The organism is Psychrosphaera algicola, assembly GCF_028401425.1.
GTDB classification, from domain to species: Bacteria; Pseudomonadota; Gammaproteobacteria; order Enterobacterales; family Alteromonadaceae; genus Psychrosphaera; species Psychrosphaera algicola.
In genome coordinates this window covers 2,909,951-2,933,801 of sequence record NZ_JAQOMS010000002.1, presented here as the reverse complement: position 1 = coordinate 2,933,801, position 23,851 = coordinate 2,909,951, and the positions used below count along the sequence as shown (strand labels likewise).

21 protein-coding genes and 4 pseudogenes are annotated in these 23,851 nt (G+C 40.2%); 16 read left to right on the top strand and 9 right to left on the bottom strand.

The genetic code is table 11. The features are described 5' to 3' along the window. Positions 1–443 precede the first annotated feature (443 nt). The 8 genes from PN838_RS16055 (at position 444) to prsR (ending at position 7,486) form a co-directional block, all read left to right on the top strand. A complete protein-coding gene (locus PN838_RS16055) occupies positions 444–992 on the top strand; it encodes a hypothetical protein (RefSeq protein WP_272181306.1) in 549 nt (182 codons plus the stop codon). A gap of 8 nt (positions 993–1,000) precedes the next feature. Further along, on the top strand, positions 1,001–1,192 hold the full coding sequence (locus tag PN838_RS16050) for a hypothetical protein (RefSeq protein WP_215961927.1): 192 nt from the start codon (positions 1,001–1,003) through the stop codon (positions 1,190–1,192). A gap of 9 nt (positions 1,193–1,201) precedes the next feature. Then, complete coding sequence (locus PN838_RS16045; protein WP_272181305.1) at positions 1,202–1,585, top strand: hypothetical protein; 384 nt, start codon at positions 1,202–1,204, stop codon at positions 1,583–1,585. 47 nt (positions 1,586–1,632) lie between these two features. Further along, complete coding sequence (locus PN838_RS16040; RefSeq protein WP_272181304.1) at positions 1,633–3,177, top strand: nucleotidyltransferase domain-containing protein; 1,545 nt, start codon at positions 1,633–1,635, stop codon at positions 3,175–3,177. After that, complete coding sequence (locus PN838_RS16035; RefSeq protein ID WP_272181303.1) at positions 3,174–3,938, top strand: S1 family peptidase; 765 nt, start codon at positions 3,174–3,176, stop codon at positions 3,936–3,938. The genes PN838_RS16040 and PN838_RS16035 overlap by 4 nt, the downstream gene beginning before the upstream one ends. Positions 3,939–4,088: 150 nt before the next feature. Continuing rightward, positions 4,089–4,343 carry a hypothetical protein gene (locus PN838_RS16030; protein ID WP_272181302.1) on the top strand — a complete coding sequence of 85 codons (255 nt, stop codon included), beginning with the start codon at positions 4,089–4,091 and terminating at the stop codon, positions 4,341–4,343. A 45-nt stretch (positions 4,344–4,388) separates the two neighbouring features. Beyond that, positions 4,389–6,131, top strand: a complete 1,743-nt coding sequence (prsK, locus tag PN838_RS16025; RefSeq protein ID WP_334313529.1) for an XrtA/PEP-CTERM system histidine kinase PrsK — start codon at positions 4,389–4,391, stop codon at positions 6,129–6,131. Further along, complete coding sequence (gene prsR, locus PN838_RS16020) at positions 6,131–7,486, top strand: PEP-CTERM-box response regulator transcription factor (RefSeq protein ID WP_215961922.1); 1,356 nt, start codon at positions 6,131–6,133, stop codon at positions 7,484–7,486. The genes prsK and prsR overlap by 1 nt, the downstream gene beginning before the upstream one ends. A 247-nt stretch (positions 7,487–7,733) precedes the next feature. Here prsR and PN838_RS16015 read toward each other — a convergent pair whose 3' ends face one another. From PN838_RS16015 to PN838_RS15980, 8 genes and pseudogenes are all read right to left on the bottom strand, one after another. After that, positions 7,734–8,756, bottom strand: coding sequence for an ExeA family protein (locus PN838_RS16015; RefSeq protein WP_272181301.1), 1,023 nt, complete (start codon positions 8,754–8,756; stop codon positions 7,734–7,736). A 111-nt stretch (positions 8,757–8,867) separates the two neighbouring features. Next, positions 8,868–9,113, bottom strand: a complete 246-nt coding sequence (locus PN838_RS16010; protein ID WP_272181300.1) for an efflux RND transporter permease subunit — start codon at positions 9,111–9,113, stop codon at positions 8,868–8,870. Further along, positions 9,094–11,831, bottom strand: a pseudogene (locus tag PN838_RS16005) (efflux RND transporter permease subunit). Before PN838_RS16005 ends, PN838_RS16010 begins: the two are co-directional and overlap by 20 nt. 113 nt (positions 11,832–11,944) lie before the next feature. Next, entirely contained in the window at positions 11,945–12,169 is a 225-nt protein-coding gene (locus PN838_RS16000; RefSeq protein ID WP_272181299.1) for a hypothetical protein, read from the bottom strand. A gap of 65 nt (positions 12,170–12,234) precedes the next feature. Then, positions 12,235–12,666: an efflux RND transporter periplasmic adaptor subunit gene (locus tag PN838_RS15995; RefSeq protein ID WP_272181298.1), complete on the bottom strand. Its 432-nt coding sequence runs from the start codon at positions 12,664–12,666 to the stop codon at positions 12,235–12,237. Further along, a complete protein-coding gene (locus PN838_RS15990) occupies positions 12,636–12,887 on the bottom strand; it encodes a hypothetical protein (RefSeq protein WP_272181297.1) in 252 nt (83 codons plus the stop codon). Before PN838_RS15990 ends, PN838_RS15995 begins: the two co-directional genes overlap by 31 nt. 413 nt (positions 12,888–13,300) lie before the next feature. After that, complete coding sequence (locus PN838_RS15985; protein WP_272181296.1) at positions 13,301–13,864, bottom strand: transglycosylase SLT domain-containing protein; 564 nt, start codon at positions 13,862–13,864, stop codon at positions 13,301–13,303. Between the two features lie 26 nt (positions 13,865–13,890). Then, positions 13,891–14,496, bottom strand: coding sequence for a hypothetical protein (locus tag PN838_RS15980; protein WP_272181295.1), 606 nt, complete (start codon positions 14,494–14,496; stop codon positions 13,891–13,893). 188 nt (positions 14,497–14,684) lie between these two features. Here PN838_RS15980 and PN838_RS15975 point away from each other — a divergent pair. From PN838_RS15975 to PN838_RS15950, 6 genes and pseudogenes are all read left to right on the top strand, one after another. After that, positions 14,685–16,279, top strand: a pseudogene (locus PN838_RS15975) (ABC-F family ATPase). A gap of 223 nt (positions 16,280–16,502) precedes the next feature. Next, positions 16,503–16,826, top strand: a complete 324-nt coding sequence (locus PN838_RS15970; RefSeq protein WP_272181294.1) for a hypothetical protein — start codon at positions 16,503–16,505, stop codon at positions 16,824–16,826. Positions 16,827–16,996: 170 nt separating this feature from the next. Next, the gene (locus PN838_RS15965; RefSeq protein WP_272181293.1) at positions 16,997–17,206 is read left to right on the top strand and encodes a hypothetical protein; all 210 of its coding nucleotides are present in this window, start codon (positions 16,997–16,999) and stop codon (positions 17,204–17,206) included. A 140-nt stretch (positions 17,207–17,346) separates the two neighbouring features. After that, a complete protein-coding gene (locus PN838_RS15960) occupies positions 17,347–18,477 on the top strand; it encodes a DUF945 family protein (protein ID WP_272181292.1) in 1,131 nt (376 codons plus the stop codon). Continuing rightward, on the top strand, positions 18,453–18,761 hold the full coding sequence (locus PN838_RS15955; protein ID WP_370661115.1) for a DUF945 family protein: 309 nt from the start codon (positions 18,453–18,455) through the stop codon (positions 18,759–18,761). Before PN838_RS15960 ends, PN838_RS15955 begins: the two co-directional genes overlap by 25 nt. A 137-nt stretch (positions 18,762–18,898) precedes the next feature. Beyond that, positions 18,899–19,390 carry a hypothetical protein gene (locus tag PN838_RS15950; RefSeq protein ID WP_272181290.1) on the top strand — a complete coding sequence of 164 codons (492 nt, stop codon included), beginning with the start codon at positions 18,899–18,901 and terminating at the stop codon, positions 19,388–19,390. A gap of 41 nt (positions 19,391–19,431) precedes the next feature. On the opposite strand, the pseudogene radD reads toward PN838_RS15950, so the two are convergent. After that, a pseudogene (radD, locus tag PN838_RS15945) lies at positions 19,432–21,247 on the bottom strand (DNA repair helicase RadD). Between the two features lie 255 nt (positions 21,248–21,502). On the opposite strand from radD, the gene PN838_RS15940 reads away from it, so the two are divergent. Together PN838_RS15940 and PN838_RS27480 are read left to right on the top strand one after the other, a co-directional pair. Then, entirely contained in the window at positions 21,503–22,708 is a 1,206-nt protein-coding gene (locus PN838_RS15940; RefSeq protein WP_215961912.1) for an efflux RND transporter periplasmic adaptor subunit, read from the top strand. 9 nt (positions 22,709–22,717) lie between these two features. Beyond that, positions 22,718–23,811, top strand: a pseudogene (locus PN838_RS27480) (efflux RND transporter permease subunit). Positions 23,812–23,851: the final 40 nt, after the last annotated feature.

Sequence of the window (23,851 nt, the reverse complement as noted above, 5' to 3'; positions counted from 1 at the left end):
AATGAACTAAATAAATAGCTTTATGGCTAATTAGAGCAATCTAAACAAATAAGTGTATTTTTGCCCTGCGGCACCATTTTGACTAGTGTCAGCTAATTTTACACCGGCAAAAGCGAGGCCTTAAATACCCTTAAAATACAAGGGGTTGCATCTTGGTTCGTAAATTGCTTATATTAATCCATTAGAACTGTTTATTTATCAAGCAGGCCCGATTATAATACGGGGTCGTGCGCTGTAACAAAATTAGGTATTGAAGTCATGAAAGCAAGCAATGAAAATCCAGTAGAAAAAAGGTTTCTTCTAGAAGGAAGTTTTTAACAAAAAGTTCAGCCGGAATTCTGATCGCATCATTACCTGCAAAATCTGTTTGGGCAACTGGTGGCAATATCGCCGGCTCAATAATCGCCTCTGGTGGTTCGTCAGACTGGTCTTCAAGTAACGCTGTGTGTTTACGTTCGCACGGCTATTGGAAAAACCACTTAAGCAATATTGACAGCAGTGATAAAAACAAAGCATTTAAAGATGCGTTTAATGCCTATCCAGTAGATGATAACCTTAACAATATTATTGTTAAGCGTAGTTCTAACGGCTCTTACATTGATTGGCACCCAACGTTAAAATACTGCGTTAAAAGTGAAGGTAACAGCGGCGTTTATTTGAACAATAGAAGCAATTCTAAGCCATTCATTACTGACAGAAGTATTAACAAAACGTGTACAGGAAAATACCGTAAAGAACATCAATATGGTAAGGATTACCCGTATTTTGATTTTTCAGGACCAGACAATGTAAATGCGCAAATGGTGACCATGTATCTGAACGCGCTTTACCATGGCCAATATGGAATTAACTATCCTGTGCTTTCTGCCTATGGTGGCCCTTTTGCAACAATAGCCGATTTTGCAGATAACTTAATTAATATGCGAAATATAAATGGTGCTGGCGCATTAGGTCGTGCACTTGCGCAGCTAATTGATCAAAATCCTGTATAAGTTGATTAATGTTTAGTTTTTCAGACTTTGTCGAGGCTCATGATTTTTCAGATGGGTCTGGGTGTGTTTTATTTCATACTGAAACAGGCGAGTCTTTAGCGTATGCATGCACCACTGATGTTTTATTGAGTAACCAAACTAACGAGATTAATAACATCGTTAGTTTGTTACTTGAAAAGCGATTTATTCAATCTACTTAGGATAGTTAAATGCACTTTCAATTAGAAGTGGCGCCATTTAAATTAAATATCCAAACCACAATCCCACTAGTAATCGACAATCTAACTAAGTTATACCCTCCTCAATTATTAACGTCAGTTGATGATAATTCTTTGGCTGACTACGATGTTTCTATTGATTACAGTGGCTTAGTTCGGAAATATATTAAACCTCAATGTTCCTTTAAATTTGACCAGTTCGAACCGTTTTTAGGCTTGCCCATTGGTCATGCCTATGCAAACTTAGAATGGGGCATGAATTATGTTATTGCGAGTAACATATTTAATTACTTAATTATTCACTCGGGTATTGTCGCCAAAAATAACAAAGCCGTACTTTTCCCTGCGCCTCTTACAGCGGCAAAAGTACCTTAACCGCTTATCTACAGGGACAAACATCATGGCGTTTACTTTCTGATGAAATGGCTCTAATCGACCCTGAGACACTTGAAGCGATTCCGTTTGTTCGACCTATTTGTTTAAAAAATAGATCAGGCCAACTAGTACAACAATGGTTTCCGGAAGTCGCCGTTTCAACAATTGCAGGGAACACCCATAAAGGCGATGTAGTACATGTTAGCCCATCGAAATTTAGTTGGGAGCAACGTAAAACACGAGCTGAAATAAAATCAGTGGTCTTCCCAAGATATGACCCAGATGTCGAGCTGGAAGTTTACGCCCTGACCAAAACCCAAGCTTTTATGCAACTAGCCGAAAATGCGTTTAACTTTAGTTTATTGGGCGTTGAAGGTTTTGAAACAATCATTCAAATAATCGAAAAAGTAGACTGCTACGAAATCGTTTACAACGATGTTAAAGAAGTTGAGAAGTTTTTAGATGAAGAGGTTCTTTTGAAAGCTAAAGACATAATTTCGCTACTTAATGATCCGGCTCAGGCCGCAAGTTTGTCTAAACTTAACTGGCAAATACTCATTAAAGTTTTGAGAAAAGAACAACTACTCGCTCGTTTTGCAATTAATTTTAAACGACAAAATATTGCTTTAAGTGACGATGAAATATCTGCACACCTCGACGTTCATTTAGGCAACTCAATAAAAATAGCTATTCGCCAAAGCCAAAGTGTAAAGTTTGAAATTGCCGAATTAGCTCGCCTTTTAGGTCAGTCTAGTCAGCAACTTATTTTGCTAAAGGGCGCGGCCTATTCTGTGATGAACAACCTTGCTAGCGAAGGTAGGACCTACGGCGACATTGATTTATTAGCCGCAAAAGACAAAATTGACAGCTTTGAAAAAGTCCTTAATACCTATGGTTGGACTGGCAAAGAAGTTAATGATTATGACGATAAATATTATCGAGAGTGGAGCCATGAAATCCCACCATTGATGCATTCAAGCCGTGGTACGGTAATCGACTTGCATCATAACTTGGTCCCTATAATTTCGGGTAGAGCACCGAACATTGAATTATTTGTCAAAGATGCCATTCCGGTAGCTGATATGAACGTATTGCGCCCTAGTGCAATGACATTACATAGTGCGGTTCATCTATTTTTAAATGAAGACTACGACCATGGCTTACGCAATATTCATGATATTAGTTTATTGATCAGCGAACATCACTCAGCAGAGTATTGGGCAGATATTTACAGCTTAGCTACAGAATCAAATTTCAGCCTTGAACTTTATCTGGCGCTGCGTTACTGCAAAAAACTATTTAACACAACCGTATGCGAGAGTACTTATCGCAAACTCAGTAAAAAGCATGCTTCACTAATAAAAAATGCATACTGGGACCTTGTGTTCCATGGCGCTCTTGCGCCGAAACACCCTTTAGTGACTGGCCCAATAAACAAGCTGGGATTGCTTCTTGCCTACATTCGAGGGCATGCTGCAAAAATGCCGATGAAAGTGCTTATTCCACATATTTTTACAAAAGCTTATCGTGAAGTGGTAGAAACATTTGCTGGAAAATCTTACTTTGTTAAAAATCAGGATACCCAAAAATGACTAAATATTTAGCATTGTTTTTATTGCTTATAAGCCAAGTAGCTTTTGCCCATGATATGCAAAAGAAACTGACACTTATCAAAACAGCGAAACAATCTATTGTTGGCGTCGGCATATACAACCCACTTGGTGCGCCGCGTTATCAACTGAGAGGGACAGGCTTTGTTGTTAAAACAACAAACAATAATGAATCCTTTATTGCCACTAATCATCACGTGGTCAACGGCAAAGGGTTTGATGACGCAAAATCTGAAATATCTATCCATGTCGGGGAAGGTAAAGACGCCCTGTTTTATAAAGCGGAACTTATCGCTCAAGATGAACGCTCGGATGTCGCAATATTAAAAATTCGAGCTCACTTACCGACTTTGCCCCTTGCAACACCTAAATATTCCTCTCCCGCGGGTTCTGAGATATTTATCGCCGGTTTACCGATAGGTTCGGTACTTGGTTTGTATAAATCTGTTCATACGGGGTATGTCGCGGCTTATGTTCCTATGGCCATTCCTCAAAATAATGCCAGTCAGCTAACGATTGAAGTCATTAAACAGTTGCGTAATCCATTGTTTGTTTACCAACTTGATGCCACTGCGTATCCGGGAAACAGCGGTAGCCCTGTGGTTGATAGTGAATCCGGTAGGGTCATCGCGATATTAAATAGTGTAAAAGTAAAATCCACAAAAGAGCATGTATTGTCTGACCCTAGCGGCATTAGCTATGCAATTCCAGCTGATTACATTTGGGCACTTTTACCACAATAAATGTACTAAATACTGACTTTTAACGATGAAAAAGTCTTATTTGGTCGACAACTTAAATGACTAAATAAGACACAATTGATTAGTTAATTTTATTCGCATTCGTTTTGTGACAATATTAACAACTTCATATTTTTAATTGGAAAACTACTGGTGAACATCGTACTTTATATTGGTTTCGCTCTTGTTTGTTTCTTTTATCTTGCAAGTTCTGCCCTCATATTTACCAGTAAGGCTAAAGGCACTCTTAGAACGGTATTTCTGGTTACGTTTTTAGGTACGTCAGCCTTAGGGAGCCGCATCACTTTTTGCCGCGACCATGCTAACTCGCAACCCATTTTTAGTCTGGCCCTTATTAGAGTCGCTATTTATGACAACATGGACCTTGTTGTTACTGGCGATGCTTGATACTTCCACAAAAAACTTTTTTGCTTTCTAAAACAAAAATATAGCATCACAGTAATCGTAGCGGCGATTCTCTTTAATTTGGCTTTTGCATTTTTAGGTTTATCTCCTGAACTGAAGTTTAAATTGTTAGTTAGTGCCAGCCTGTTAACCGCCATTATTCAATTGATCCTGCTTGAGCAAATATATCGCGCAGCCCACAACGATCGCTGGGGTTATAGACCGTTCATTTTAGGATTGGCGAGCGTAAATATTTACCACCTTATTATGATGTCTAATGCTTTGTTGCTAAATACGTTGGACCCAGTTTACCTTTCTGCAAGACCCTTTATCTACGTGCTCATCGTGCCTTTTATTTTACTGACCATTAAGCGAGTCGATAATTGGAATTTGAGGATCTTTATTTCCAGAGATGTTGTTTTGCAAAGTTCGTTATTGGTATTCGCCGGTGGCTATTTGTTATTAATGTCCTTGACTGGCTACTTCATTCAACGGTCAGGTCAAGCATGGTCGGGCGTAGTGCAAATCGTATTTGTTGCCGGGGCTTTATTGCTTTTGGCCTATATATTTATATCAGAGTCGGTTCGCAAGTATTTTCGTATCTTTATCCAAAAGCATTTTTACGCTAATCAATTTGATTATCGTGAACAATGGCTAGGTCTAACCATGACTTTAGACGCTGAAAACTCAGATGACGACTTTTATGAAGTGGGTTTGAAAGGCCTGTGTAAGTCACTAAATTATACGCATGGAGCTTATTACAAATTAACAAATGGCCAGCTTGAACTTAAAACAAAAGATCTTTTTTCGTTAAACCAAAACGCCACTAATGAGTTGCTGCATTTGTCCACCAAGTTAGCGGAAAATAGATGGTTTGTTGACGTGTCCGATTTTGGTGCTGCGGAATATGCTGTGGAATTTAGAGGCTATTTTATTAATCATTTAATTATGTTTGATGTTGAAATTATTATCCCTATCTTTATTAACGATGAGTTTCATGGTGTTTTTGTACTGAGTAGTTATGGTAATGAAAAACTAGCACTTAATTGGGAAGTTAGAGATTATCTGACGGTTATTAGCTCTCAAATCGGCAGTTACATTCGATTTGGTGAAGCGCGTCTTAAATTGGAAGAAAATGCTAAATTTGCCGCCTTCAATAGGATGTCGGCGTTTGTCGTTCATGATTTAAAAAATGTCATAGCGCAAATAGGCATGATAGTGAAAAACGCCGAAAAACATCGAGACAACCCTGAATTTATCGACGATACATTCGAAACGTTAGGTCACACCAAAGAACGTATGGATCGGATGTTGTCTCAACTTAAAGAAAAACAACAAACGCGCGGAAGCGAAACCCGATTTGAGCTTAATGCTTTTGCGGCTAAACTTCGTGACGATTTCAATCGAAATCTTCCGCAAGTGGATATGGTATTACCTTCTGAACCTATTTCAGTTTTTGCAGATTATGATAGGCTTTACTCTATCGTTGGCCACCTTATTGAAAACGCACAACAGGCAACGTCGGATGATGGGCAAGTCAAAATGACTCTGGATCAGGTCGACAATAATTATATTTTAACAATTACTGATACAGGCGTTGGCATGACGACTGAATTCATGAATAATCAATTATTCACGCCATTTGTCACAACCAAAGGAAACGCTGGGATGGGCGTTGGAGTGTATGAAGCAAAAAGTTATGTCGAGGAACTCAACGGAACATTGACAGTTTCAAGCCAAGTTGGCAAAGGCAGTACGTTCAAGATAACGATACCTAAAAAGGAAGACTAGTGGAAAAGTTACTGATAGTAGAAGATGACTTAGGAATTCAGAAGCAACTTAAGTGGGGCTTAGAAGGATATGAATTGGTATTTGCTGAAGATCGCCAAACCGCAATTTCCCTACTACGTCGCCATGAACCTAAAGTTGTGACTTTAGATTTAGGACTTCCACCCGATCCTGCCAATGCCAGTGAAGGCCTTGCAACACTTTCAGAAATAATGACTTTGGCCCCAAACACAAAAGTCATTTGTGTCACCGGCAACTCAGACAAAGCCAATGCATTAAAAGCAATAGAGCTTGGCGCATACGACTTTTATCAAAAGCCTGTTGAAATGGATACCTTAGCCATCATCATTGGCAGAGCTTTCCATGTGGCCGATTTAGAAGCTGAAAACAGAAACCTCCAACTCGGTGAAAACCCTTTTGGTACTATCATAGGGTCAAGTCCGGCGATTCAAAAAGCCTGTAAGCTTTCTGAGCGTATTGCGAAAGCTGACATCACAACTTTATTGTTAGGTGAAAGTGGAACGGGTAAAGAAGTTTTTGCCCGCGCTATTCACGACGCTAGCCCAAGAGCTAGAGGTCCATTTGTTGCGATTAACTGTGCTTCTATTCCAGATAACCTATTAGAAAGTGAACTATTTGGATATGAAAAAGGTGCCTTTACCGGTGCGGCTAAACAAACAAAAGGTAAAGTAGAATTTGCCAATGGTGGAACCTTATTTCTTGACGAGATAGGAGACATGCCTTTAAACCTGCAAGCTAAAATGCTTCGTTTTCTTCAGGAAAGAGTCATTGAACGGGTTGGCGGCCGCAGCGAGATAAGTGTTGATGTTCGCGTAATATGTGCGACGCACAGAAATTTACCGGACATGGCCAAACAAGAAAAATTCCGTGAAGATTTATACTACCGTGTTGGTGAAGTTACTATTGAACTTCCGGCATTGCGCGAACGAAGCGGCGACGTTGTTGTATTAGCGAAGCACTTTTTGAATGTCTTTAATAAAGAGTTTGGGCAAAACGTCAGAGGCTTCTCTGAAGACGCAATAAAAGCGATGTTGAATCATGAATGGACCGGTAATATTCGTGAATTACAAAATAAACTAAAATCCGCCGTTATTATTTCTGATGCGAGTCTGATTACTGCTGACGACCTTGGCTTTTACGACGAAGCTGATGAAGACGATATAACGGAACTCAACTTAAAAGCCGTTCGAGAACAAGCAGAAGGTAAGGCGATTCGTATGGCATTTGCTCAGGCAAAACACAACATATCGCGAACCGCTGAGCTACTTGGGGTGACACGCCCAACGCTATATTCTTTGATAGAAAAATATAACCTCAAAGACATCAAACCTGATTAACAGGCAATCCGCAGCTGGTGTGAAAACGGCCTATCGTTGATAGCGTAAAACCATACAACACATTCCAGCACGGGATACTCGTTACAAATAAAGGAGACGACAATGTCTCCTTTTTTCATTTAATGAAGTAATACTAGCCCTCAGAATTATCCAGTCACCCCAATGGCAAGTTTACACGCTTTAAAGTGTCCATAAAAAAGTGAGGTAAAACCTCACTTTAATTTTAAGCTATATACCCGTAACAAGATTAGCTTTCTTTGTCACTACCGCCGTTTTCGTTCATTTTACGCAGTTCTTTTAAAATTTGTCCCTGCAATAACACCGAACGTCTATTCATGATCAAAACGGACTCAAGCAAGGTTTCCAACTTCTCAGTTTTCATATTACCTTCATAAGCCAATGCAATTTCTTGCATTTCAGCGTCGCTTACCGCTTCCTCTTTTATAGAGTTCATGGCTTGCTGCTGTGCTTGATTAACTTGCTTCTGTGGTTGCGTCGTTGCACGACTCAACTTAGTACCCGTTGCAGTCTGGGTGATTTCCATATTCTGAGTTTTACCATCGTCTTGGTGGTTTAGTTCCCCAGATACTTCTTTAATCACTTCTTCAATTAGGCCGATATCCACTTTTCGCTTTTCTTCCATGAATGCATAAAGAAGAACACGATCTAAGAAAGTGTTTATTTTACGTGGAATACCTTCTGTGAATGCATGGATCCGAGTGACGGCTTCATCACTAAATAGTGGTTGCCCTTCCCAGCCAGCCATTTGCATACGATAGGCGATATATTTATACAATTCTTCTTCAGATAACGGCGTCAGGCTTGCTGATGCGATAACCCGTTGTCTAAACTGCTCCATTTGAGGAGCGCTTAATATGTCCTGTAATTCAGTTTGACCTAGCAAGAAGCTTTGGATAATTGCTTTGCCATCCACCTGAATATTAGACAACATTCTTAATTCTTCGACTGACTCAATCGGTAAGTTTTGCGCTTCGTCGATGATCAACAACAAGCGACGACCTAAACTATTTAACCGACGCATATAGTCAGTTAATTCAGCAATGTGAGCCGCTTTAGTGTCGCCCTCTGGGTGTAAATGAAATAATTTAGTGATAGCGACTATTAGATCATCAGGCGATAAGTTAGGGGTTACTAACTGCTTAGCAACGATACTTTCTTCTTCTAATTGCGAGATCAAATGATTGGCGATAGTCGTTTTACCTGTACCAACATTACCGGTGATGACAATGAACCCCTCACCTTGGCTCAAGCCATATTGCAGATAAGATAGCGCCTTTTGATGGCCAGTACTTGCGAAAAAATCTCTGGATCAGGGGTAAGTTGAAATGGTTTTTACTTAACCCGAAATACTCCTCGTACATTAACCTGATACTCCGTTATTTGAAATTTCGTTATGTGTTTTAGCATTTCGACCTGATATTAAAACGGTCAATGCTGGAACCCAAACCAATGATGCCAGAGTCGTAAACAATAGACCAGTAATGATAACTGTACCCATTGGTTGCCATAACTCGCCACCGTAAAGTGTTAAAGGCAATAAGCCCACTATAGTTGTTAAGGACGTTAAGATCACTGGTGTGAAGCGACTACTCGCAGATTGCACCATAGCGTTCTAGCCGATAGGCCATTTTTATGCCTCGGTTAAAGCCATCAACCACAATAATTGCGTCGTTGACCATGATACCGATTAAACTTATTAACCCAATAAATGCCATCATTGAAAAACTGATACCGGTCATGAACATACCAAAGACCCCACCAGCAAACGCGATTGGCAGTAAACTTATGATTACCGCTGGCTGAGCAAAGCTATTAAACTGCACAAACAACAGTACAAATATAGACAGCACAACAAGTATCATGATTTCTGACAGTCCTCCGAAGTTTTCTTTTCGGGCTTCTTCTTCACCACCGACAACATAAGAGAGTCCATCATCCCAAGATAAGGTATCAAGATAACTGATAAGCCCAGCGGTGATTTCGGCAACATTTCCACCCGGTAATACATCTGCAGAGACACTATTCATTCTCATTCTTTGGTAATGGTAAAATGGTCCTTGTAACTTATTGAGTTCAACCCGCGCTACCGCACCTAATGGAACGGCCATGCCTTGAGCGTTTACCACTAACAAATCGTCTATCACTTCTGGTTCAATATCATTGCCCTTAACGACAATGGGATAACCTTGGCCATACCTATCGGTCATGTTGCCAACGATAGCACCATCTAAATGATTTCTAACTTGTTGCTCTACATCACCACTAAAAATAGACGACTTAGTTGCAAGATATTCATCAACTCTAACATCGTACGCCCAACCCGCATTAGCTGAAATATTACGTATATCGAACACGAACTTTTGCTTTTCTAAGTAAGCTTCGACCGTGCGACTGCGTTCAGCTAATTGTTCCAAATCGTCACCTAGGAACCTAATGGTAATAGGTCTGTCGGTTACAGGCCCCTGTTGGAATTCAAACACATTGACCTTCGCGGCTTCAAAATCTGCATAATCGGTTCGAATTTTAGCAATTACGCCCTGCACTTTTTCTCGCTCATATGAGTCAATTAACAACATGATTTGAGCAAAATTCACCACACCTCTGCGGGGAATGTGGTTGTAATAGATTCTTGGGTTACTGCTTCCGACCGTTAACATGACATCGGTAACGTCAGGGTACTTTTCAAACTCTTCGCTTAATGATAACGCAACGCCTTGAGTATGACTTAACGAAGAAAACTGAGGCGTTTCGACATTGACTACGATGATATTTTTTCCGCTTTCGGGAATAAACTCACACCCACTTGAGGGAATAAACTGATACAGCCAGCAGCAATTGCTATAAATATTACAATGGCGACAATAGGTAATTTTAGTATCCCATGTAACCCTCTTGAATATAGGCCATTGGCAAATTTATCAAGAACATAAGACAAGGTTAACTTAGAGTGTTTTGACACCCCAAATACACTAATCAAAGCAGGAAGGATAATGAGTGCGACAAACAAAGAGGCAACCAGTGCTATGGTAACTGCAACTGGCAAAGCTCGCATAAAGTCGCCGGTATCACTGCTTAAAAGCAGCATAGGTAAAAATGCAAACACTGTAGTTAGTGTGCCCGCGACGAGCGGCATGCCGACTTCTGAAAGTACTTGTTTAATTTTGTCCAAACGAGATTGGCTCTGATCTTTTAGTTTTGCAAACTGCTCTACCACAACAAGCGAGTTGTCGACTAACAAACCCAGTGACACAATTAGTCCCGCGATGGTCATTTGTTGTAGTACAAAACCAAAGGTTTTCATGATCACAATAGTAATAAATATTGTCAGCGGTAATGCCAGTGAAACCCAAAAAGATTGCTTGAGTCCCATAAAAAACAGCAAACAAATAAGTATCAGTAGAAGGCCATAAAACAAGTCGAACATAAACCCACTAACGCGGTTTTGAACGCCGGATTCTTGGTCAAAGGTTGTCTGAATGTCAACTTCTGGGTAGGCTTCTAAAAACTTAGAGACTTCAGCACGAACTGACTCACCAAAATTAAAGATATTCTCACCCATTTTGAGCTGGGCGGTAACAAATACGACAGGTTGTTGATTTAAGTAACTTAAATTGTCTGGTTTAAAAGGCGCTAACGATAACTCGGCAATGTCTGATAACACCACATGACCATTGCCATCGGACTTAACAATCGTGCCAGCTAGTTCTTCAAAATTGGTGTACTCACCCGACAGGTTGATTGAAAAACGCATATTATCGCTGTCGATATAACCCGCATGGTCTGCTCGGCTATTTGCAGCGAGCGAACGACTTATATCTTCGATTGAAATATTGTGTTCCAGCATTTTTGCCGTATCAGCTTTAATAGAAACAACAAGTGACGGTAGTCCCCAGACTTCAGCCTGTCTTACAATTGGTATGGCTTGTAATCGTTTTTGTAAATTTTGTGACGTGCGTTTCAACATTTGCCAATCGTTTGTTGGCGAAGAAACCGCTAATTGCACCGCATTAACAGTAATAGGAGATGCTTTAACAAATATTATATTGCGGACGGTTTCTGGAAAATCAGAACGAACTCGATTTACTGCATTTACAACATCGTCAAAACTTTTGGGCGCTGCAGTACCGTGCAAAAATTTAATTGTAAATGTAACTGCACCTTGTTTAATTTCCGTTTCAATCGTTTTAATGTCTTCGACAAGACCTAGAGACTGCTCGATTGGACCGACAACTTCACTTTCTAACGAATTAGGCGACATGCCCGGTGCCATAACTTCCACCACGTTAATAGGCATGTCAAATTGTGGGTCTTCTGCTTTTGGCATCGAAACTAAAGCAGATGTCCCCAATAACAAAATCATTAAAATAATTAGATTAAGTAGTCGTATATTGTTGGCAAAATATTGAGCAAGTTTTAACAGCACGTGGCTTAATCCATTTATTTAATAATTGAAAGAGTTGTTAATCCGTTTGGTTCTACTAAAACGTAATCTTGAGTGAAATCAACAATATTAAATCGTTGCATACTGACAGTGCCAGAATCTGACTTAGTTTTAATCAAGGCTGTTTGATTAAAGTCGACTTTCAACAGATGCGCAGGGACACGAAAAACCAACTGATTTTCGCCAGAAAGTTCGACATCAAATAGAGTCCCAATGACCATGTTTTTATATGGTTGGATCGCAAGACTAACGTTATATAAGCCGGTAAATTGATTAGGTGTTGATGTCAGTTTTTTACTTTAGCCAGTTGCGAATTTGATTTATCTCTGGCACTAACGGGCAGTTCGACACCATAATTTAAATACCTCAATTCACTACCTAACACGTCAACATTGATAACTAGATTGTCTTTAATTGGCGCAATTTCCAATATGGTTTGCCCTAGCGCTGCGAATTCCCCAAGTTCTAACAATCTTGAAATAACAATTCCATCGTACGGTGCGACAATCGAGGCCGCTTCAAGTAGCTGACGCACTCTAATAATGGCGGCTTTTAATTGCGAAGATTGTGATTTGTTTCGTTCGTATTCACTTGCTGATACGGCATTTTGCTTTCTTAATGTCAGTAGGCGTTTGACCTCTTCATTAACAAATGCTTTTTCAGCCAATAAAGAGTTAAGTTCAGAATTTAATTCATCGGTATCAACCGAAGCCAGCAAATCCCTTTTTTAAACTGCTCGCCAACATCGACATTGAGATGCTTTAAGTTACCTGAGGATTTAAAGGAATATTGGTAGGTTAAGTAAAAATCCAACTTACCGATCCGCTTTGCTGATTTAGCGTACGGTTCCAGTTGTAAGTCATCGTTATCATTTGCAAAAACGCCGAACCCTGTAATTAGCAACGCTGCTAAAATGATTAATTTCTTGAGGTCACGCAATTTCTATCCCCTTTTAGGTCTAACTTCACATTAGACAATCCAATATTTTGGCGTTTACGCCTTCCAACGATCTCTACAATACAGCTGAATCAACAAGTTTACATTTTTCAATGCACTTTTTTGTCTTAAATTTGCACATTTTTTCATGGCGATTACTGTTAAATACTATTCTGCATAATAAAAACAATAATATGAACCATTTTGTCATCGAATTTAGAAATCCAACTGCCGCAGAATGAATACGCTAACCAATTAAAAACTGGATTATTCTTTCTTTGGATAACATCTATCCCGTCACTTGTACGATAACAACTTGCATAACACTATCTTACAATCGCTCTTTGTCAGCCATATGACCAACAACGGTGTCTACATGTTTTGTTCAAAATAATGTTGTGCGTCAAGGACTTTAGTTATGTATCGCTTTGTCTCTGGGTGTGCTCTAGACTTAATCTTATCGTGTACTTGTTGTGCTGACAGTTTGTTAATAACATTGGCGGCTTTTTTAGGTCTTTGGTACCATCGCGACTAAACAGTGCCGAAACATTTCCCATGCCTGTATTATAGGCTGCTATAACACAATAGTGTTTACTCAACGGGTTCTTAATATCTTTGAAATAGGTTTGATATAACATCGCCAAATAAGTTGCGCCATACAGCACATTTTGGGGTGGTTGGTAAAGCTCATTAGCGGACGGTGCTTCTGAGCTTTTGCGTAAGTGACGATTGACGTCCAATCCAGCCGTGGTCGGTACAATTTGCATTAAACCAAACGCTGGTATGGGTGATTGTGCTCGCGGATTAAAACTCGATTCCACTTCCATTACGGCATAAATCAAAGATACCGGCAGGCCGTGATATTTTGCCTGCTTGTTAACATCTGTTTTATATAGCAATGCCCGATCAACTCGCTTATTTGGCAAAGACACTTTTGAACCAATGACATCTTTAGAAACTGCTTTCCCAGATCGTAACAAGCTTTCGGTCTTAGCAATCTCCTTATCTATTTCTTTAATGTATGAACGTTCTTTTTTCTGTTCTCGCAAACTGAGTTGAGTTGATTGAAATTGCAGTTGGGATTTAGTTTTTTCAAATCGTCTATGTTCGACCGAATAAACTCGGCACTGGCGGCCAAATTCGCGTCACTGATCAACTGCTCTGCGATTTGATCAATGTCGACAATATCGATACCTAGTGATTCAGCCACTGACTTATCACCAATTTTTTGTTTCAGAGCATCTTCAATAAATTGTTTAGTTTCTGGGAGTGACTGATTTGCAGATCGTTGTAGACCGATGGCATTGTTTTCGTAATCGATCACCAGCTTTTCCGATAGGTCATCGGAATAATGAACCCATTTTGAATTAGTACTTACGTCGGCATAACCCCACACTTGCTCCACGCGACCTTTATATTCGGCTAAGCCATCTCTAAATGCATCACGGTAAGATTTAAACGCTAACTGATTGTCGAGTTTAAATTTTGCTAACTGTGCTTCTTGTTCTGCTTTATGTGCCTGAGCCGCCGTTTTGGTTTTGTCATCAACAATTACACCGTACACCTGCCAACTCAAAATAATGCAACATGTTGTTGTTAATATCTTTTTCACTACAAAATTCCTTTTACAGGTTGCCAGTAAATTTTCATTTCTAAATAGTCATTATAGTCGTACTTTTGAGAACTGAAATTTAATCTTAAAAACACATTTTAAGTGTCCAATAATCACGGTTTAACTGGCATTTTTGGCCTATTTCTGGTTAAATTCCGCCAAATTTTATCGACACGAGAAACCAGCCTGTGATCACCACCGCAAATGTCACTATGCAGTTCGGCGCTAAGCCATTATTTGAAAATATTTCCGTAAAGTTTGGTAACGGCAATCGCTACGGCCTAATAGGCGCGAACGGTTGTGGTAAATCCACATTTATGAAAATTTTGACCGGCGATCTTACGCCTTCCTCAGGTAACGTAAGTTATGGCGAAGGTGAGCGACTGGGCATTTTACGTCAAGACCAATTTGCGTTTGAAGAATGCACAGTGTTAGACACTGTCATCATGGGTCACGAAGAGCTTTGGAACATCAAACAAGAACGCGACCGTATTTATAGCCTTCCTGAAATGTCTGAAGAAGATGGCATGAAAGTAGCGGACTTAGAATCTGAGTTTGCTGAAATGGGTGGTTATGAAGCTGAATCTTCAGCAGGTGAATTGCTGTTAGGTCTGGGTATCTCAACTGATTTACATTATGGCCTGATGAGCGAAGTTGCTCCGGGTTGGAAGCTTCGTGTGTTATTGGCTCAAGCGCTATTCTCAGAACCTGATTTCTTGATGTTAGACGAACCGACCAATAACTTGGACATCGATACAATTCGCTGGTTAGAAGACATTCTTAACCAACGTAATTCAACGATGATCATCATTTCGCATGACCGTCACTTTTTAAACTCAGTTTGTACTCACATGGCCGACTTAGATTACGGTGAGTTGCGTATTTACCCAGGTAATTACGACGAATACATGTTGGCCGCAACTCAAGCCAGAGCGCGTATGTTAAACGACAACGCAAAGAAAAAGCTCAAATTGATGACTTAAAGCAGTTTGTTGCTCGTTTCTCTGCGAACGCCTCTAAAGCTCGCCAAGCAACGTCGAGACAGAAGCAAATGGAAAAAATTAAACTCGAAGACGTGAAAGCGTCGAGTCGCGTCAATCCATTTATTCGTTTCGAGCAGGAGAAGAAACTTTATAGAACCGCGTTGGAAATCGAAGACGTATCTAAAGGTTTTGACGAAGGCCCGTTATTTAAAGGGTTAAACCTAATGGCGGAAGTAGGCGAACGTATTGCGATCATTGGTGAAAATGGCGTCGGTAAAACAACCTTATTACGCTGTTTACAAGGCGAACTTACGCCGGACAGCGGTTTTATTAAGTGGTCTGAAAATCACAAGATGGGTTACTACGCCCAGGACCACGCGGCAGATTTTGAACAAGATTTAAACTTATTTGATTGGATGAGCCAATGGCGTCGTCCAGATGACGATGAGCAGTCGATCCGTAGTTTCTTAGGCCGTATGCTGTTCTCATCAGACGACATTAAAAAGTCGGTAACCGTGCTATCTGGTGGTGAACAAGGTCGAATGTTGTTTGGTAAAATAATGATGTCGACACCAAACATTTTGTTAATGGATGAACCAACTAATCACATGGATATGGAATCGATTGAGTCATTGCAAATGGCTCTTGAGCAATATGAAGGCACTTTGATTTTTGTCAGTCATGACCGTCAATTTGTATCTTCAATTGCAACCCGTATCATTGAAATCAAATCTGATGAAATCGTCGACTTTAGCGGTACTTACGACGAGTATTTACAATCAAAAGGGGTTGATGCGTAAGTATCGATATCCCATAGGTAATACCTCAGTTGAATGCTGGTCGATAGCGTTCAACTGAGTTTCTCACCTCCACAAACCTCGCCACGCAGTTGCACCTGATACAAGCCTCAATTTACTTTATATTGAACTATCAAAGTTTAATAACGTCTTACCTCATGTCATATTATGAGGTTGCATTATTTCTAGTTGGAAAAAATATCTACTGTACTCAGCCCTATTGCACGTGGGAATCGTAGCGATAAGCGCCTTTCTGTTCGACACTAAATCTAGCTCTATATTAAACTCAAGCACACCGCCAAAACCGAAACTGGCAATATCCTCTTATTTAGTTCAATTGCCTGAAAAACCAAAAGATCCAGTTTCATCACCCAATGTAACATCTACGGCAACGGCAATTGCAACAAGTCCATTAACGCCAACTCAAGCCTCCGAGGAAAATAGCGAATTACCAACAGAAATAACCGGTGCAGAAGAGTCTACCGCTGAAAAACACTTACCGAAACAGAAGAAAACACGCTTGTCTCGAAAGTTACGCCAAATCCGATAGATCCGAATTCGTCTATCAAAATGCCATCCAGCGAAAACCAGCTAAGCAATCCGTCATTACATTCCATATTAGAATCGACCAAAAATTATATTCAAACCCAGACCCCTCAACCAACAATAGATTCAATACAGTCTACAGGAGCGAATACGTCGAAAATAAGGAGACCAGACATGGATAGCCTGCGTTTTGCTGCTAAAGGCAGTGGCATAAAGGTCATTGGGGTTGCGACACATGGCGCCTTGCAGGTTAAATTTAATTCAATATGTTTTAGTATTGAAACCGACCAATGGCGCGATTTGGTATGGGTACCAACCCCTGTCCACGCTCAGCAGATAAAACCCAACAAATACTTAATCATAGCCTCAAAAAGTTTGGTTTAAAGTAATATGACTTCTATTGGGTTTTACCACTTATAGGTTAGTAAAGGATTTATCATTCGCTAGGTGACCAATAAGCTGGGATTTGACGGGAAAATAACATATTATTCTGCGCTAACTTACCTTAATGAAAAGGAATTCTGATGAATAAACTCCTTGTTGGCGGCGCCATTGTTGCTGCTACTGCCGTCGTTGCTGCGCCTAAAATAATCTCTTTGAATATCGCTGAAACGATAACCGGCTTAGTTCAAAATGTTACCGAAATGCCTATTTACAACGCTGAAATAAAGTCAATGGATTCAGGCTGGTTTTCTACGTCAGGTGTAATTTTAGTGACTTTAGAATTAGACAAAGTCATGCCACCTAGTTCACCTGACAAAGCGCCAATGGACGATATTGAAATTGAGCTGGATTTTAACATAGACCACGCGCCCGTTTTGACCTCGGGTAGCAAGTTAGCAAACATCGAAGTTAATTACCGCGCTGAAAATTTAAAGTCGAGTGTAACTTGGGATCATGCAAAACCGCTTTACCAAATACATGCACAAATTGACCTCAGCGGCGATCTGTCCTATCAAGACAAGTCAGAGAAGTTCCAGTTTACCAGTGACGACAATATAAAATTTGACGTTAAATCTTATGCGGGTAATGCACATACACTTGACGGTCACCTCATTTATACCGGCGAATTACCGGCGATAGACGTTACGTCTCCTGAAGTAAACATGACTCTGCAACAGTTAGTATTTGATTCTGTAATTAAAGGTGATTTGGCATCAATGTTTAATTACGACCAAATACCTCAATATGAGATGACGGTGTCGGTTAATCAAATTGAAGTTAAAAATGAAACCTCTCCTGATGTTTTGACCCTAGACCACATGTCTATTTTGGTAAATTCAGAACTGGATGACGCAACAAACCTAGTGCGTAGTGACCAAATCTATAAGCTTGGTCGTTTTAGTTTTGGTGAGTATTTTGGCGAAGAATTTGAAATCGCTTTAGAAGTAAACAAACTCGATAAGAATATGTATATGGAATTAGCTAAAATCTTTTCCGAGCCAGCGCCTGTCGAACATCCAGAACAGCAGGTTGAGAAAATGGTGACATTTTTAGAAAGCAATTTACTTACTATTTTAGGCCCAGAACCAGAATTTAATATCACTCGCTTTAAAGGTAAACTGCCGGAAGGTCACTTCAACGCTGTGCTAAACGCCAAAATTGAAAATGTCGAAACGGCCCCGCAACAATTAAAGATCCAAATTTCTGGTTAAGCCATGTAAATGCGTCTAGCCAAGTTCAAATTTCTAGACCTTTGTTTACTGTAGCTGTTGCAAAGTTTATTCGAGGTCAACTGGTTAACAATCCGCAACTCGCTGATGCAACGCCGGAAGAAATTGATCAGATCACGGTTCAACAAACGCCTCAATATATCGCAATGTTAGAGTCTCAAGGCATGATAGTGCCAAACGAAGCAACTGACGAATATACGGTAGACTTTTCAATTGCCGAACGTGCCGCTAAGCTAAATGGTAACGATATACCATTACCGCTATAATTTTACTCGTCGTAGTGAGTTATTTAGCACGGCTCTAACCGCGTTGATTATGTTTGAAATAGCTCCACCTTTGGTGGAGCACTTCAAACGTCAACATTCAAATTTGTAGGTAACTCTTGAATCTAAAACGACTATTAGTGTCTTCACTCATCGCATTTACATTTTATGCGTCATGGGCGTATTGGGCCAATCTATCGCCTACGATAGCGTTAAATGACACAATTCGAAGCGCCTTGGTGCAAGGCCTTTACAGTGGTTTAGTTACTTTGGTATTTACGTTTATCTTAGAGAATATTGCAGCTAAATTTCACAGCCACATTCTTTCTCTAAGCTTAGTTACACCATTTATTTGTAGCCTTCATAAACTGACCAAACGAAACAAAGTGGTTTTTGGCAGTTTTCATCATGGATTACAAAGCCTTGCCGTAATGACAACAAAGCCACGACGCCTTATTTGGGTTACCCCTATCGTGCCTATCATGCTGCAATCGGTTTTAGTTATTTCGGTTAATGTTGTGAATCAAACACCTAACCTTTGGTTAACAGTAGCGCCAAGCATTTTATTTAGCGCCATTTATGCGTACGCCTATTTAATTTCGTTTCTTACAAAGTCGCCCGCCGAAAAATAAGTCATACGAGAAACAATACTTTGAATATTAGCCCGGGCCGTTTAGCCTAATTCGTTGGCTTTTCGATATCGCCCTTCATAATCGAATATCCGTTCTACGATTTGCCAATAATGCTTTTGCTTTCTGGCGACCACAAAGTCAGGTGGCGTAAACCCGTTTTGTTTTGATTCAACGTCATCGGCGGTTTTAAAATCCTGGGCGCGGCCGAATTATTTAGACGTCGTCCGTAAAGGCGGTTAAATTTATATTTCGCTTTGTCGTTACTAAAATCAAAAGTTTCAGTCAACTCTAGGCCGTCTTCATCAAAGTATCGAATTTTGACTTTTGGCTGTCGCGTCCACTCTCTTTTTGAAATTCAAACATCATTCCGGCGCAACGAATTACCATGGCATTTTTTAATTTGAGTGCTGCTTTTAATTTGTCGTCTGGGTCGACAATGTCTTTTGGCATTGATGGCAAACCCGAGCGGCGATGTCATTTTCCGCGTTGCAATGTTCGCATTCCTTAAATCGAAAGCGGTAATCGCAATCGATTCGCTCAATGGCCTGATTGCTATTTTCAGCGGTTTCATCGTCTTCGTAATCATGCTGTAAAAATCCCTGACACTTACGACCATAGTGTTCTATCACCTTTCCTTCTTGGTCTTTTTGCCCCCAAAAGTATTGGCAAAACCACAACTTGGGCAAAATACTTGAACAACCTCTGAACTAGAGTTCGGCTTTTTTGACCAACTTCTGGATAGAAAATATTGATGCCGTTGCCCGCATAGTCAATTACCAAACAGTCTTTTTTGTTGTCACATAAACGCAAGCCGCGGCCCACAATTTGTTGATACAAACTCACCGATTCTGTTGGTCTAAGTATCGCGATTAAATCGACATGCGGCGCATCAAAGCCCGTGGTCAACACGGACACATTAACTAAATATTTTAGTGTCTTATTTTTAAACTTGGCAATTAAGTCAGCACGAGTCACTAAGTCTGTTGCACCTGTGATCAACGCAGTGGATTGTTCTGGCAAATAACCACAGATTTCTTTTGCATGTTTTACACTCGCGGCAAATATCATTACACCTTGTCGTTTCGACGCTAGCTCTTCCACTTGCTCAATAATTGCCTGAGTGACTCTTGGGTATTTAACCAACAAGGCATTAACTTCCGCCTCGTTGAAATTGCCGTTAGCTGTGCTGTTTAACGCGGAAAAATCGTATTGTGCTACGGGGGCATCGACCAATTTAGGTGGTGTCAAAAAGCCATGTTTGATCATGTAGGTTAGCGGTAGCTCATATATACAAGATTTAAAAGGAGTCGGGGTCGCACTGCGTTTTATACCGTGGTAATGATATTGATAAATCCAGCCTAACCCCATTCGATATGGAGTCGCGGTTAAACCAAGTACTTTAATGTCTGGATTGTAGCCAGCAAGCTGTTTGATGATCTCTCCGTACTGGCTGCTATTTTCACCTTCAGTTAATTCACTTACTCTGTGGCATTCGTCAATAATAACTAACGAGTAACTTGTAGCGAACAGGGGTAAATTTCGAACGACGGATTGCACACTGGCAAACGTCACTTGGAAGTCGGTTTGTTTGGTATTTAAGCCCGCTGAAAATACCCCAGCTTTAACGCCTTGTTGATCGCCATAGCTGCGAAACTTTTCAACATTCTGCTCGACCAGTTCTTTAACATGGGTCAGCACAAGGATTTTACGTCGCGCTAAACGAGCAAGTTCAGCAATAACTAAGCTTTTTCCGGCACCAGTAGGCAATACAATGACCGCGGGTTCATTGGTTTGCCTAAAGTGTTTGAGCGTTGCGTTAACCGCATCTTGTTGATAAGGACGTAATGTATACATCAAACAATTTTTTTAATAAAAGTGGTCTATTATTGTATCTCACTCGTAAACTAAATCTTATATATTTTGTAAGTTGGCTCGGCCAAAGACAAAAACTGTATCGGTCTATTTCCAATTATTTATATAAAGCAGCGTAAAAATATCCGGAATAAACAATTTCTTACACTTATAGTAGCTTTCTTCATTGTGAAAATACGATAAGATACGGCAATCAATGTAAAAATCGCCAAAATTATAATTTGTAACAGGGATTTCAAAATGAGTAAAACATGGTTAAAGATTGCCTTACCTCTAGTTGTACTAGGCGTTGGTATTGGCTTAGGTCAAGTTGTTGGTCAATCTGGTCACAAAGAAAAAGATAAAGAAAAAGTAGATACTCGACCTATTGTCAGTGTTCGAGCCGTTAACTCAGAATCCCATCAAGTTAAAATTGTTGGACATGGTGCTGTGACTCCTGTTGAAAAAACCATGTTGTCAGCGCAAGTCGCCGGCGAAATTTTAAAATGGCACCCTAACTTTGTTGCCGGTGGTTTGGTTAAAAGCGGCGAAGTGTTAGTTGAAATTGACCCTGTGCCTTATCAAGCCGCTCTATTAAGAGCCGAATCAAGCTTGTCAGCAGCCAATTCCAAGCTTGTTGAAGAACAAGGTCGTGCGGACGTTGCCAAAATTGAAGCTAAAACTTTACCTGATGCCAAAGTTACTGACCTATATTTGCGTAAACCACAATTGATGAGTGCAATGGCCGATGTTAAGTCAGCACAAGCCTCGGTTAAAGCTGCGCAAAACGACTTAAACAATACAAAAGTGGTCGCCCCTTATGACGCGTTAGTGATTAACCGCACCATTGGCCGAGGCCAATATGCTTCTCCGGGTATGTCCATTGGCGAAATTTACAATATCGAAAAAGCCGAAGTCTCGTTTCCGATTGCCGGCTTCGACCGTTCGTTTTTACCAACACAGTTAGCTGGTAAATCTGCTCAAATTAGTACCGAAGGCAACTTTTCATATACACGCCAAGCGGTGATTTCAAGAGACTCTGGTCGCATAGATTCAGACACTCGTATGAGTCACTTAGTCGTTGAAATTAACGACCCTTACAGCCTAAAAAGCGACCAACCTAAAGTTATGTTTGGCAGCTATGTTCAAGTTAGTTTTGACGGCGCTCCTTTAAACAACGTTTTCCGTTTATCTCAAGATTTAGTCAGCAACCGTAAAGTTTGGATTATTGACGAAGACAATAAACTTCGTGTTAACAAGGTTGAAGTTGTCAGAGAAGAAGGCGAGATCTACTTAATTGGATCGGGCTTAAACGAAAATGACAAAATTGTCACCACGGTGCCAGAATATCCTCAAGTTGGTATGGAAGTACGTGTTGCAGGAACTGAAGCCATGGAAAAAGATAAAAAATCAGATGAGTCTCAAGTTGTTTCCCCAGCTGCTGCACAAAACGTGACGAATGGATAAGGCAATATTATGAGTGACACAAGTACTAAACCCACAGGGATAATAGCTTATTTTGCCCACAATCCAGTTGCGGCAAACTTAATGATGATCTTTATTTTGTTCATGGGCATTGTGAGTTATTTCACTATACAGCGTCAGATGTTTCCAAATATTGAAATCAACTACATTGAAATTAGTGCCGCTTATCGTGGTGCATCCCCTCAAGAAATAGAAGAAAGTATTTTAATTAAGGTAGAAGAGTCTCTTAAAGACGTCACCGAAATTAAAAAATGTGGTCTCGAGCGTTCCGTAACTCTGGCCAAATGACGTTAGAAATACACCCTGATAAAGACCTTGCTGAAACCCTCGATAAAGTAAAAATGCGCGTTGACAGTATTGCGACATTTCCTGCGGCGATGGAGCCGGTCAATATTCGACAAATTGAGTTTAACCAACAAGTTATAGAGTTATCGATTGTAGGTGATTACCCACTGTCTGAACTCAAACCAATGGCCAAACGACTTGAAGACGAGTTATTGCAATTGAATAACGTCTCGTTAGTTAATGTCGCTGCGCCTGATGAAGAAATCGCAATTGAAGTTAAACCAGAAGAGTTACGTAAATACAATCTGACCCTAACTGATATTTCACGTGCAATAAGCAGGCATTCTGCAAACTACTCTGCAGGTCAGTTACGCACTGACAGTGGCATAGTTTCAGTCCGTATTGAAAACCAATATTATAGTGGTGAAGAGTTTAGACTTATCCCCGTAAAGGTTGGTAAAAATGGTGATAAAGTTTTACTACGTGATGTGGCCGTTATCAAAGATGGCTTTACTGAAGGCGAACGTTATAACAAATACTCAGGCCAAAACTCGATTTACATCGCTGTAAACGCGACTAAAGATCAAAGCATGATACCGGTTGCCAAGTCTGTAAAAGACTTTATTGAAATGCGCAACAAAACGTTACCAGATGGTATGGAAATTAAAATCCTAGTCGACATGACTTACTATCTCAATGCACGTTTAGATATGATGCTGAAAAACCTTTTACAAGGTTCGATTTTAGTTGCTTTAATGTTAACTATCTTCCTCCGCTTTAGACTTGCTGCCTATGGGTAATGATTGGCTTGCCATTGTGTTTCCTCGGGGCTGTTTTTCT

Excerpts from the sequence above, each read along its gene's own strand:
- PN838_RS16050 (WP_215961927.1), top strand. The coding sequence starts at position 1,001 with ATGTTTAGTTTTTCAGACTTTGTCGAGGCTCATGATTTTTCAGATGGG.
- PN838_RS16045 (WP_272181305.1), top strand. The coding sequence starts at position 1,202 with ATGCACTTTCAATTAGAAGTGGCGCCATTTAAATTAAATATCCAAACC.
- PN838_RS16040 (WP_272181304.1), top strand. The coding sequence starts at position 1,633 with ATGGCTCTAATCGACCCTGAGACACTTGAAGCGATTCCGTTTGTTCGA.
- PN838_RS16035 (WP_272181303.1), top strand. The coding sequence starts at position 3,174 with ATGACTAAATATTTAGCATTGTTTTTATTGCTTATAAGCCAAGTAGCT.
- PN838_RS16010 (WP_272181300.1), bottom strand. The coding sequence starts at position 9,113 with ATGGTGCAATCTGCGAGTAGTCGCTTCACACCAGTGATCTTAACGTCC.
- PN838_RS16000 (WP_272181299.1), bottom strand. The coding sequence starts at position 12,169 with ATGGTCATTGGGACTCTATTTGATGTCGAACTTTCTGGCGAAAATCAG.
- PN838_RS15965 (WP_272181293.1), top strand. The coding sequence starts at position 16,997 with ATGGATAGCCTGCGTTTTGCTGCTAAAGGCAGTGGCATAAAGGTCATT.
- PN838_RS15960 (WP_272181292.1), top strand. The coding sequence starts at position 17,347 with ATGAATAAACTCCTTGTTGGCGGCGCCATTGTTGCTGCTACTGCCGTC.
- PN838_RS15940 (WP_215961912.1), top strand. The coding sequence starts at position 21,503 with ATGAGTAAAACATGGTTAAAGATTGCCTTACCTCTAGTTGTACTAGGC.